A 12,259-nucleotide genomic window follows, 5' to 3' on the forward strand; every position below is an offset into this window, starting at 1 on the left:
TTCTATTGGCTCAGAGCGTGGGGAGCATCAGCCCCCCAGCGCGTCCTCGAGGAAGGCGGCAAGCTGCGCCAGGTGCTTCGACATCAGGCCGGTCGCCGGCGATGCGGCAGCCGGACGGCCGGTGTAGCGCACGCGCTGATACTTGGCGTCGATATGGGCGAGAACCCATTCGAGGTACGGGTCGATGAACGACCAAGCGCCCATGTTCTTCGGCTCTTCCTGGCACCAGACCATCTCCGCGTTGCGGAAGCGGCTGAGCTCGTTGATGAGCGCCTTGGCCGGGAACGGATAGAGCTGTTCGACGCGCAGCAGGTAGATGTCGTCGATGCCGCGCTTTTCGCGTTCTTCGAGCAGGTCGTAGTAGACCTTGCCCGAGCAGAGCACGACGCGACGGATCTTCGAGTCCTTCTGCAGCTTGATCGGGCCGTCCTTGATCACCTCGGCATCGTCCCACAGCAGGCGGTGGAACGAGCTCTCGCCGGCCATTTCCGACAGGCTGGAGATCGCACGCTTGTGACGCAGCAGCGACTTCGGCGTCATCAGGATCAGCGGCTTGCGGAAGTCGCGCTTCACCTGGCGGCGCAGGATGTGGAAGTAGTTCGCCGGCGTCGTGACGTTGGCGACCTGCATGTTGTCTTCCGCGCAAAGCTGCAGGAAGCGTTCCAGGCGAGCAGACGAGTGCTCCGGACCCTGGCCTTCATAGCCGTGCGGCAGCAGGCAGACGAGACCCGACATGCGCAGCCACTTGCGTTCGCCCGACGAGATGAACTGGTCGAAGACGACCTGCGCACCGTTGGCGAAGTCGCCGAACTGAGCTTCCCAGAGGGTGAGCGCGTTCGGACGGGCGAGCGAGTAGCCGTACTCGAAGCCGAGAACTGCCTCTTCCGAAAGCATCGAGTTGATGACTTCGTAGCGCGCCTGGGTCGGCGACAGGTTTGCGAGCGGGATGTAGCGCTCTTCCGACTGCTGATCGTAGAGCACCGAGTGGCGCTGCGAGAAGGTGCCGCGTTCGCAGTCCTGACCCGACAGGCGGATCTTGGTGCCTTCCGTGACCAGCGTGCCGAAAGCGAGCGCCTCAGCCATGGCCCAGTCGACACCCTCGCCGGTCTGGATCATGTTGGCGCGGTTTTCCATGAAGCGCTGGATCGTGCGGTGCGCGCTGAAACCAGCCGGGATCTCGGAGATTTTGCGGCCGACTTCCTTCAACTGCTTCATCGGCACCGAGGTCTTGCCGCGGCGCTGTTCGTCCTGGTTGTCGGCCGAGCGCAGGCCCGACCAGACACCGTCAAGCCAGTCGGCCTTGTTCGGCTTGTAGGACTGGCCGGCCTCGAACTCCTGTTCGAGATGCGCACGCCAGTCGGCCTTCATCTTCTCGACTTCGCCTTCGGAAATCAGGCCTTCGGCGATCAGGCGGTCGGAGTAGACCTGGACGACGGTCCTGTGGGCGCGGATGACCTTGTACATCTTCGGCTGCGTGAACGCCGGCTCGTCGCCTTCGTTGTGGCCGAAGCGGCGATAGCAGAACATGTCGATGACGACAGGCTTGTGGAACTTCATCCGGAATTCGGTGGCGATCTTGGCCGCGTAGACAACCGCTTCCGGATCGTCGCCGTTAACGTGGAAGATCGGCGCTTCGATCATCTTGGCGACGTCGGACGGATAGGGCGACGAGCGCGAGAAGGCCGGATTGGTGGTGAAGCCGATCTGGTTGTTGATGATGAAGTGGACCGTACCGGCAACGCGGTGACCGCGCAGGCCGGAAAGCCCGAGGATTTCAGCAATCACGCCCTGGCCGGCAAAAGCGGCGTCACCATGCAGCAGCAGCGGCATGACCTTGGAGCGTTCGCGCAGCGGAATGATGTCGCCTTCAAAGACGGTCGCCATCTGGTCCTGCTTGGCGCGTGCCTTGCCCATGACCACAGGGTTGACGATTTCCAGGTGCGACGGGTTTGCCGTCAGCGACAGGTGAACCTTGTTGCCGTCGAATTCGCGGTCGGAAGACGCACCGAGGTGGTACTTCACGTCGCCCGAACCTTCGACGTCGTCAGGCGCGTAGGAGCCGCCCTTGAACTCGTGGAAGATGGCGCGGTGCGGCTTTGCCATGACCTGGGAAAGCACGTTCAGACGGCCGCGATGGGCCATGCCGAGCACGATTTCCTTGAGGCCTTCCTGGCCGCCGCGCTTGATGATCTGCTCGAGCGCCGGAATGAGCGACTCACCGCCGTCGAGACCGAAGCGCTTGGTGCCCTTGTACTTGACGTCGATGAACTGCTCGAAGCCTTCGGCCTCGATCAGCTTCTGCAGGATCGCCTTCTTGCCTTCAGGCGTGAAGTCGACGCCCTTGTCCGGACCTTCGATGCGCTCCTGGATCCAGCCCTTCTCTTCCGGGTTGGACATGTGCATGAACTCGACGCCGATCGTCGAGCAGTAGGTGCGCTCGAGGATTTCGACCATCTCACGGAGGGTCGCGTATTCAAGACCGAGCACGTTGTCGATGAAGATCTTGCGGTCGAGATCCTTGTCCTCGAAACCGTAGTTCGAGGGCGAAAGCTCGTTGTAGTCTTCAACCGGGGCAGCCAGGCCGAGCGGGTCGAGCTTGGCATGCAGGTGGCCGCGGGCGCGATAGGCGCGGATCATCATGATGGCGCGGACGGAATCGCGCGTCGCCTGGTGGATGTCGGCAGCGCTGGCGACGGTGCCGGTGGCGGCCGCCGCTTCCTCGGCCTTCGCCTTGACCTTCTTCTCGATGACCTTCTCGACCGTGCCCCAGTCGCCATCGAGCGCCGAGACCAGTTCGCCATTGGCCGGGATCGGCCAGTTGTTCTTTTTCCAGGAGGCGCCCTTGGCTGCCTTCACCACATCTTCCGGCCGGTCGGCGAGCGCCTTGAAGAAGGCCTGCCATTCAGCCGACACGGACGCCGGGTCCGCCTCGTAGCGTGCATGGAGCTGCTCGATATAGGCGGCGTTGGCGCCGTCCAGAAACGAAGTGAGCTGGAATTGCTCGTTGGCCTCTTGCCTTGTCATGGTCTCACGCGGACTGATCTGTCCGCCTCCTGACTGAAGTTGGGTTGCCGGGTATCCCGGTCGTTCATGTTCGTTCGGCGCGTCCGGGCGCCGGGCCTTTTTCCTACGGCGCCGCGCATCGTCAGGACGCGCTGGGTCACCGTGGCAGTCATTGCCGCATGTCCTGATCTTCAATCAGCCAAGGAAACAGGCGGCAGGCACGTTGTCCGGGCCGGATCGACCGGCCCGGACAAATGGTTTGAGATCAGCCCTTGAGGACTTCGACCAGCGTCTTGCCGAGACGAGCCGGCGAAGGCGATACGCGGATGCCTGCCTGCTCCATCGCAGCGATCTTGGATTCCGCATCGCCCTTGCCGCCGGAAACGACAGCGCCGGCGTGACCCATGGTACGGCCCTTCGGAGCGGTACGGCCCGCGATGAAACCGGCCATCGGCTTCTTGCGGCCCTTCTTGGCTTCGTCGATGAGGAACTGTGCAGCATCCTCTTCGGCCGAGCCGCCGATTTCGCCGATCATGATGATCGAGGTCGTGGCTTCGTCCGCCAGGAACATCTCGAGCACGTCGATGAACTCGGTGCCCTTCACCGGGTCGCCGCCGATGCCGACGGCCGTCGTCTGGCCGAGGCCTTCGTTGGAGGTCTGGAACACGGCTTCATAGGTCAGCGTGCCGGAGCGCGAGACGATGCCGACCGAACCCTTGCGGAAGATCGAGCCCGGCATGATGCCGATCTTGCATTCTTCCGGCGTCAGGATACCGGGGCAGTTCGGGCCGAGCAGACGCGACTTGGAGCGGTCGAGGCGAGCCTTGACGCGTACCATGTCGGCAACCGGGATGCCTTCGGTGATGCAGGTGATGAACGGGATTTCCGCATCGATCGCCTCGATGATCGCGTCCGCGGCACCTGCCGGCGGAACGTAGATCACGGATGCGTCCGCGCCGGTCTTTTCACGGCCTTCGGCAACCGAGGCGAAGATCGGCAGACTTTCGCCCTTGGAGCCGGTCCAGGTTTCGCCGCCCTTCTTCGGGTGAATGCCGCCGACCATCTGCGTGCCGTAATAGGCAAGCGCCTGTTCGGTATGGAAGGTGCCGGTCTTGCCGGTCAGGCCCTGAACGAGGACCTTGGTGTTCTTGTTGACGAGAATCGACATGTGGTCTGGTCCTTCAGTTAGCCGTTGATCGCGGCGACGATCTTCTTGGCAGCATCGTCCAGATCGTCGGCGGCGGTGATCGCCAGGCCGGATTCGTTCAGGATCTTCTTGCCAAGCTCGACATTCGTGCCTTCGAGACGAACGACCAGCGGAACCTTGAGGCCGACTTCCTGCACGGCGGCAACGACGCCTTCAGCGATGACGTCGCACTTCATGATGCCGCCGAAGATGTTGACGAGGATGCCCTCGACCTTCGGGTCGGCCGTAATGATCTTGAAGGCTGCCGCAACCTTCTCCTTGCCGGCGCCGCCGCCGACGTCACAGAAGTTCGCCGGCTCCTTGCCGTAGAGCTTGATGATGTCCATCGTCGCCATGGCAAGGCCGGCGCCGTTGACCATGCAGCCGATGTTGCCGTCGAGCGCGACATAGGCGAGATCCCACTTCGAGGCCTCGATTTCCTTGGCGTCTTCTTCGGTCTCGTCGCGCAGAGCCTTGATGTCGTCGTGGCGGAAGAGCGCGTTGCCGTCGAACGAGACCTTGGCGTCGAGAACGCGCATGCGGCCGTTCTTCATGACGATCAGCGGGTTGATCTCGAGCAGGCTCATGTCCTTCTCGACAAAGGCCTTGTAGAGGATCGGGAAGAGCTTTTCAGCGTCAGCCTTGGCTTCGCCTTCAAGCTTCAGGGCCGCGGTGAGCTTGGCAAGATCAGCGGCGGTGACGCCGGCTTCCGGGTTGATCGCTACGTTGACGATCTTTTCCGGCGTGTCGTGCGCAACAGCCTCGATGTCCATGCCGCCTTCCGTCGAAACGACGAAGGCAACCTGGCCGACCGAGCGGTCGACGAGCAGCGATAGATACAGTTCGCGGTCGATGTCGGCGCCGTCCTCGATGTAGAGGCGGTTCACCTGCTTGCCGGCCGGGCCGGTCTGGGCAGTAACGAGCGTGTTGCCGAGCATTTCCTTGGCATGGGCCTTGGCTTCGTCGATCGAGAAGGCAAGACGAACGCCGCCCTTGGCGTCGGCGGACAGTTCCTTGAACTTGCCCTTGCCGCGGCCGCCCGCATGGATCTGGCTCTTGACCACGTAGAGCGGGCCCGGGAGCGACTTGGCAGCAGCTTCAGCTTCGTCAGCCGAGAAGATCGCGACACCTTCCGCGACCGGTGCGCCATAGCTCTTCAGGAGAGCCTTGGCCTGATATTCATGAATGTTCATGGTGTTTTTCCTGTCTGAGCATTGTGCGGGCAGGTGGGGCACCTACCCGCACCAATGCGGCAAAAACAATGAGGTCGAGCGGATCAGCGTCCGCCCGACGGGAGGCGATTACTGCTTGAGGCTCGGCGCAATGCCGATGCAGGCTTCGCAAAGACCGGCGACCGAAGCAACGGACTTGTCGAACGCTTCCTTCTCGGCCTTGTTGAGATCGATCTCGATGATGCGCTCGACGCCGCCGGCGCCGATAACGGTCGGAACGCCGACATACATGTCCTTGACGCCGTACTGGCCGGTCAGGTGTGCCGCGCAGGGCAGAACGCGCTTCTTGTCCTTGAGGTAAGCTTCAGCCATTTCGATCGCCGAGGCGGCCGGTGCGTAGTAGGCCGAACCGGTCTTGAGCAGGCCGACGATTTCGGCGCCGCCGTCACGGGTGCGCTGGATGATTTCTTCGAGGCGTTCCTTGGTGACCCAGCCCATCTGCACGAGGTCGGTCAGCGGGATGCCGGCAACGGTCGAGTAACGGGCGAGCGGCACCATGGTGTCGCCGTGGCCGCCGAGAACGAAGGCGGTGACGTCCTGGACCGAGACGTTGAATTCCTGCGAGAGGAACAGGCGGAAGCGCGAACTATCGAGAACGCCGGCCATGCCGACGACCTTGTTCTTCGGCAGGCCCGAGAACTTCTGCAGCGCCCACACCATGGCGTCGAGCGGGTTGGTGATGCAGATGACGAAGGCGTTCGGGGCATACTTCTTGATGCCGGCGCCGACCTGTTCCATGACCTTGAGGTTGATGCCGAGCAGGTCGTCGCGGCTCATGCCCGGCTTGCGAGCGACGCCGGCGGTGACGATGCAGACATCAGCGCCTTCGATGGCGGAATAGTCGCTCGCACCCGTCAGGTTCACGTCGAAGCCTTCGACCGGGGAGGACTGGCCGATGTCGAGACCCTTGCCCTGCGGAATGCCGTCGGCGATGTCGAAGAGGACGATGTCGCCCAGTTCCTTCAGGCCGGCGAGATGCGCCAGCGTGCCACCAATCATCCCTGAACCGATAAGTGCGATCTTGTTGCGAGCCATGAAAGTGCTTCCTTTGTGATCCCAATATGATCAAGGCCTGAAACGCGGCAAACGCCAAACCTTCGCCGGAAGCCATTAAACGGCAATCGGTAAAATATCAATCGATACTTTTTGGTGGAACAATTTCAATCGGTTAGATCATAAAATTCTTACGTAAACGTAAGAGTTTGCGCCACATCTGCGTCACGAAACAGCAACATTTGCGGGATGCGCAGCGGCATATTCCTCGCTTTGCATCTCGATCAGACGTGAAACCGTGCGGTCGAACTCGAAGCCTTCCGTGCCCTTTTTCTGGGTCAAAAGATCCTGCGGCTCTGCCGCCGCCGAGGCAAAGAGCCGGGCGCCGTTGTCGTAGAGCGTATCGACCAGCAGGATGAAGCGCTTGGTCTCGTTGCGCATATGCGGACCGAGATGCGGTACGTGGTCGACGAAGATCGTCGAATAGCGCTCGAGGATGGCGAGATAATCGGCAGCCCCAAGCGGTTGCTGGCAGAGGTCGGCGAAATTGAAGCGGGCACTCTTTCCGGACGCGGCCGGTACGGGGATCTTGCGCCCCTTACGCGGCACGTCCGCCGGAGCGGCCGGCGCATTGCGGGTCTCATGGGCCCAGGCGCGCGCCATCGCCGCATCCGCCTCAGGCCCGAGCGGCGAGAGCCACACCGGGCTGCCATCGGTCTTTGTCAGCCGGTAGTCGGTGTCCGTGTCCAGCGAGATAACCTCGGCATTTGCCTTAAGGAGTTCGATGAACGGCAAAAAAAGGCCGCGGTTGAGGCCATCGCGATAGAGATCGTCGGGCGCCACGTTCGAGGTGGCAACCAGCACGCAGCCCTTGGCGAAGAGTTCGCCGAACAGGCGGCCGAGGATCATCGCATCGGCGATGTCGGTCACGGAGAATTCGTCGAAGCAGAGCAGCCGCGCTTCACCGAAGAGCTCGGAGGCGACGGGCGGGATCGGATCGGCCTGCTTGGTCTCGCCGTTCTTCAGCTTCTGCCGGTGCTTGTAGATGCGCTCGTGCACATCGGCCATGAACTCGTGGAAATGCGCCCGGCGCTTGCGCTGGATCGGCACCGCCTCGAAGAACATGTCCATCAGCATGGTCTTGCCGCGCCCCACGCCGCCGTGGATGTAGAGGCCCTTGACCGGCGGGTGGTCCTTCTTGCGCGAGGCAAACAGCCAGCCGAGCGCATTGGTCTTGCGCGACGGGCGGCTGGCGAGCAGCTCGGCCGAGAGATGATCGAACCGCCGCGCGATCGTAAACTGCGCCGGGTCACGCTTGCGCTCGCCGTTCGCGACGAGCGCTTCGAGCTTGCGGTAAATGCTGTCGTCAGGATTGAGCACGTCTCACCCGAGATGGGACGGAAAACAAAAGCCCGGCACGAGACCGGGCTGGAGAAGCGTCAGCGGCTGAGGCTGACTGGCTGGCCGCCATTGGTCGAGCCGTCGAAACGCGCGTCGGCCGTCTTGTAGAGGCGGGCGATGGCATTGCCGCTGCGGTCCTTGAGGACCACCTGCTTGCCGGCCACTTCCCAGGAGCCCATGGTCGTCAGCTCGCCGGCGCAACCGCGGGTGCCGCCGCGCGAACCGGAGCCAAGATTGGTGAGCGTCAGGAACATGTCGCAGGAGCTGCCGGCGCTGGAGACGCGCCAGTTGCCGACCATCGCTTCCTTGGTGACGTCGAGCCCGCCACCTGCAGCCGCGGCGACCTGCGTGCCGGGCTGCTGGACAGCGCCGCCGGCAACCGCCGTGCCGCTCGCCGGTGCAGCCGGGAATTGCGACGTGTTTCCGGTCGGTGCCGGAAGCTGGTTCGACGAAACCGAAGGGACCGGTGCGGCCTGGATGGGAGCGGGCGAGGCGTCCTGGGAGCTGAAACCGCCCATCGACGTCCGTTGGCATCCGGCCAGCGCAAGCACAACCGCCAGCCCCGCCGCCGCATGAATTACCCGCATATCCCTACTCCTGTTCGTGTCCGCGAACCATGATGCAACGCGATAATATAGGCCGAAATACAGCAAATCCACCTGACAAATCAAGGGACGACGATTCCTGGCGACCTGTTGCAGGATTGAAACGTCCGCAGGGGCGGATCGCGCGCCACGTCCTCGCTGCGTATCATCGCCTCCTGCCGTCGGCCCGCCTCTCCCGCATCGGCACAATCACGAATTGTCCGCCGCCCTGGAGAGGCGCAAAACAGAAAACGGCGAGCCAGGGCCCGCCGTTTCCAAAACTTCATGTCCGGTCCGGCCGATTACACACGGCGCTCGACCAGCATCTTCTTGATCTCGCCGATCGCCTTGGCCGGGTTCAGGCCCTTCGGACAGGCCTGGGCGCAGTTCATGATCGTGTGGCAACGATAGAGGCGGAAGGGATCCTCGAGGTTGTCGAGGCGCTCGCCGGTCGCTTCGTCGCGGCTATCGATCAGCCAGCGGTAGGCCTGCAGCAGAACCGCCGGACCGAGGTAACGGTCGCCGTTCCACCAATAGCTCGGACAGGAGGTCGAGCAGCAGGCGCACAGGATGCACTCGTAGAGGCCGTCGAGCTTGAGGCGGTCCTCGTGGCTCTGCTTCCATTCCTTGGCCGGCGTCGGCGATACCGTCTTCAGCCAGGGCTCGATCGAGCGGTGCTGGGCGTAGAAGTTGGTGAGGTCAGGAACCAGGTCCTTCACGACCGGCATGTGCGGCAGCGGATAGACCTTTACCGCACCCTTCACCTCGTCCATGCCCTTGGTGCAGGCAAGCGTGTTGGTGCCGTCGATGTTCATGGCGCACGACCCGCAGATACCTTCGCGGCAGGAGCGGCGCAGCGTCAGCGTCGGGTCGATCTTGTTCTTGATGTAGAGCAGACCGTCGAGCACCATCGGGCCACAATCGTCGACATCGATGTAGAAGGTATCGATGCGCGGATTTGCACCGTCATCCGGGTTCCAGCGATAGATGCGGTATTCGCGAACGTTGGTCGCGCCGGCAGGCTTCGGCCAGACCTTGCCTTCCGTCATCTGCGAATTCTTGGGGAGAGCGAGTTCAACCATGTGGCTTGTTCCTCAAGATCAATAGACGCGGGCCTTCGGCTCGATCTTCTTGGGATCGATGCCGTCGGCGATCAGGTCGGTATGGACGGGGCGGTAGTCGAGCTTGACGTCGCCGGCCTCGTTGACCCAGGCGAGCGTGTGCTTGCGCCAGTTGACGTCGTCGCGGCCGCCGAGCGGACCCTCGGTGTAGTCCTCGCGGGCGTGCGAACCACGGCTCTCCTTGCGCGCTTCGGCACCGTAGATCGTCGTGATGGCGTTGGCCATGAGGTTTTCGAGTTCCAGCGTCTCGACGAGGTCCGAGTTCCAGATCATCGAGCGGTCGGTGACCTTGATGTCGGGCATCTCCTTCCAGATCGCCGAGATGCGCTTGCAGCCCGATTCCAGCGATTCCTGGGTGCGGAACACGGCCGCGTCTTCCTGCATGGCGCGCTGCATCTTTTCGCGCAGCACGGCGGTCGGCGTGGAGCCATTGGCGTTACGCAGGCGGTCGAAGCGGTCCATGATCCGGTCGCAGGCGGCCCTGTTGAGTTCCGGCACGGGCTCGTTGCGGTCGATGACCTGGCCGGCGCGGATGGCGGCGGCACGGCCGAAGACCACGAGATCGATCAGCGAGTTGGAGCCGAGGCGATTGGCGCCGTGCACCGAGGCGCAGCCGGCTTCGCCGACGGCCATCAGGCCGGGCGCAATGCGCTCCGGGTTCTGGCTGTCGGCATTCAGGACTTCGCCCCAGTAGTTGGTCGGCACGCCGCCCATGTTGTAGTGCACCGTCGGCAGAACCGGGATCGGCTCCCGGGTCACGTCGACACCGGCAAAGATCTTCGCCGATTCCGAGATGCCCGGCAGGCGCTCGTGCAGGACGGCCGGATCGAGGTGATCCAGGTGCAGGAAGATGTGGTCCTTGTTCTTGCCGACCCCGCGGCCCTCGCGGATTTCCATCGTCATGCAGCGCGAGACGACGTCACGCGAGGCAAGGTCCTTGGCGGACGGCGCATAGCGCTCCATGAAGCGCTCGCCTTCGGAGTTGACGAGGTAGCCGCCTTCGCCGCGTGCGCCTTCGGTGATCAGGCAGCCCGCACCGTAGATGCCGGTCGGATGGAACTGAACGAATTCCATGTCCTGCAGCGGCAGGCCGGCGCGTGCAATCATGCCGCCGCCGTCGCCCGTGCAGGTGTGCGCCGAGGTCGCCGAGAAATAGGCGCGGCCGTAACCGCCGGTCGCCAGCACCACCATCTTGGCGGAGAAGCGATGGATCGTGCCGTCGTCGAGGTTCCAGGCGACGACGCCGGTGCAGCGGCCGTCATCCGACATGATCAGGTCGAGCGCGAAATACTCGATGAAGAACTCGGCGTTGTTGCGCAGAGACTGACCATAGAGCGTGTGCAGGATCGCGTGGCCGGTACGGTCGGCAGCAGCACAGGTGCGCTGGACCGGCGGGCCTTCGCCGTAGTTCTGCATGTGGCCGCCGAACGGTCGCTGATAGATCTTGCCTTCGGCGTTACGCGAGAACGGCACGCCATAGTGCTCGAGCTCATAGACCGCCTTCGGCGCTTCCATGGCGAGATACTGCATGGCGTCGACGTCGCCGAGCCAGTCGGAACCCTTGACGGTGTCGTAGAGGTGCCACTGCCAGCTGTCCGGCGTCATGTTCTGCAGCGAGGCGGCAATGCCGCCCTGGGCGGCAACCGTGTGCGAGCGGGTCGGGAAGACCTTGGTGATGCAGGCGGTCTTCAGACCCTGCTCGGCCATGCCGAGCGTCGCGCGCAAGCCCGCACCGCCGGCGCCGACGACGACGACGTCGAAGGCGTGGTCGACATATTGATAGGCCTTACCGTTTGCAGCGGGTGAACTGTTCGATGCCATGGCGAAATTACCCTGCAAAAGCGATCTTCAGGATGGCGAAGAGACAGAGCCCGCCAACCGCGATCGTGAAAAATGTATTGAGCATGAGAAGCACGATCTTCATGCCTTCGCCATGCACGTAGTCTTCGATGATCACCTGCATGCCGAGCCGCATGTGAACGAGGCCCGAGAGCACGACGAGCGCCATGACGACGGCGACGAAGGGGTTCGCGAGCGCGGCGACGACATCCGCATAGGGCGCGCCTGCGTAGCGAACGAGAAAGATGACGAAGAAGATCAACAGCGGAACGTTGGCGACGGCCGTCAGGCGCTGGCGCCAGAAATGATCCGTGCCTTCCTTGGCCGAGCCAAGACCGCGAACCTTGCCGAGAGGAGTGCGCATATCCATGAGTATTCTCCCTCAGTCAGCGAACGAGATAGCCGACCACCCAGATCAGCAGCGTCAGCGCCACCGAACCGATGATCGTTGCCTTGGCCATCCTGGTGGCGAAGTGCTTCTCGTAGCCGTAGCCGAGATCCCAGGCAAAGTGGCGCAAGCCGCCGAGCATGTGGTGCACCAGGGCCCAGGTATAGCCGAACAGCACCAGCTTGCCGATCAGCGTACCGAACAGCCAGCTGACCCAGTCGTAATAGGCAGCACCCGACGCAGCGGCGATCAGCCACCAGGCGACGAGGATGGTCCCGAAGTAGAGCGCACCACCGGTGATGCGGTGCACAATGGACATGACCATCGTCGGGATAGGTTTATAGATTTGAAGATGCGGCGAGAGTGGCCGGCTTCTTGTGACATTCGTCATCGGAACCTCACGGAATGCCCGGATTTCCGCCCAAAAAACTGGACGATTTTAGTCCGGTATCGCACCTGATTGTGCGCAATTCAGTCATTCGGACCTTTAATCACCATAAAGCTTAACGACA

10 protein-coding genes are annotated in these 12,259 nt (G+C 62.8%); all 10 read right to left on the bottom strand.

Going from position 1 to position 12,259, the window contains the following annotated elements; genetic code table 11:
* Positions 1-27: 27 nt before the first annotated feature.
* The 10 genes from IB272_RS12545 to sdhC all read right to left on the bottom strand — a co-directional run bounded on the left by IB272_RS12545 (position 28) and on the right by sdhC (position 12,138).
* Positions 28-3,024, bottom strand: coding sequence for a 2-oxoglutarate dehydrogenase E1 component (locus IB272_RS12545; protein WP_034802556.1), 2,997 nt, complete (start codon positions 3,022-3,024; stop codon positions 28-30).
* Between the two features lie 244 nt (positions 3,025-3,268).
* Positions 3,269-4,171, bottom strand: a complete 903-nt coding sequence (gene sucD, locus IB272_RS12550; protein WP_034802559.1) for a succinate--CoA ligase subunit alpha — start codon at positions 4,169-4,171, stop codon at positions 3,269-3,271.
* A 17-nt stretch (positions 4,172-4,188) separates the two neighbouring features.
* Positions 4,189-5,382 carry an ADP-forming succinate--CoA ligase subunit beta gene (gene sucC / locus IB272_RS12555; protein WP_034802562.1) on the bottom strand — a complete coding sequence of 398 codons (1,194 nt, stop codon included), beginning with the start codon at positions 5,380-5,382 and terminating at the stop codon, positions 4,189-4,191.
* A 108-nt stretch (positions 5,383-5,490) separates the two neighbouring features.
* Positions 5,491-6,456, bottom strand: a complete 966-nt coding sequence (gene mdh / locus IB272_RS12560) for a malate dehydrogenase (RefSeq protein WP_034802565.1) — start codon at positions 6,454-6,456, stop codon at positions 5,491-5,493.
* A gap of 183 nt (positions 6,457-6,639) precedes the next feature.
* Positions 6,640-7,794, bottom strand: a complete 1,155-nt coding sequence (zapE, locus tag IB272_RS12565) for a cell division protein ZapE (RefSeq protein WP_060586450.1) — start codon at positions 7,792-7,794, stop codon at positions 6,640-6,642.
* A gap of 59 nt (positions 7,795-7,853) precedes the next feature.
* On the bottom strand, positions 7,854-8,402 hold the full coding sequence (locus IB272_RS12570) for a protease inhibitor Inh/omp19 family protein (RefSeq protein ID WP_034802570.1): 549 nt from the start codon (positions 8,400-8,402) through the stop codon (positions 7,854-7,856).
* Between the two features lie 299 nt (positions 8,403-8,701).
* The gene (locus tag IB272_RS12575; protein WP_034802573.1) at positions 8,702-9,481 is read right to left on the bottom strand and encodes a succinate dehydrogenase iron-sulfur subunit; all 780 of its coding nucleotides are present in this window, start codon (positions 9,479-9,481) and stop codon (positions 8,702-8,704) included.
* 18 nt (positions 9,482-9,499) lie between these two features.
* Positions 9,500-11,341: a succinate dehydrogenase flavoprotein subunit gene (sdhA, locus tag IB272_RS12580; RefSeq protein ID WP_112771752.1), complete on the bottom strand. Its 1,842-nt coding sequence runs from the start codon at positions 11,339-11,341 to the stop codon at positions 9,500-9,502.
* Between the two features lie 7 nt (positions 11,342-11,348).
* The gene (gene sdhD, locus IB272_RS12585) at positions 11,349-11,729 is read right to left on the bottom strand and encodes a succinate dehydrogenase, hydrophobic membrane anchor protein (protein WP_034802578.1); all 381 of its coding nucleotides are present in this window, start codon (positions 11,727-11,729) and stop codon (positions 11,349-11,351) included.
* Between the two features lie 16 nt (positions 11,730-11,745).
* Complete coding sequence (gene sdhC / locus IB272_RS12590) at positions 11,746-12,138, bottom strand: succinate dehydrogenase, cytochrome b556 subunit (protein WP_060586452.1); 393 nt, start codon at positions 12,136-12,138, stop codon at positions 11,746-11,748.
* Between the last annotated feature and the right edge of the window lie 121 nt (positions 12,139-12,259).

The organism is Ensifer sp. ENS08, assembly GCF_014852195.1.
GTDB classification, from domain to species: domain Bacteria; phylum Pseudomonadota; class Alphaproteobacteria; order Rhizobiales; family Rhizobiaceae; genus Ensifer; species Ensifer adhaerens.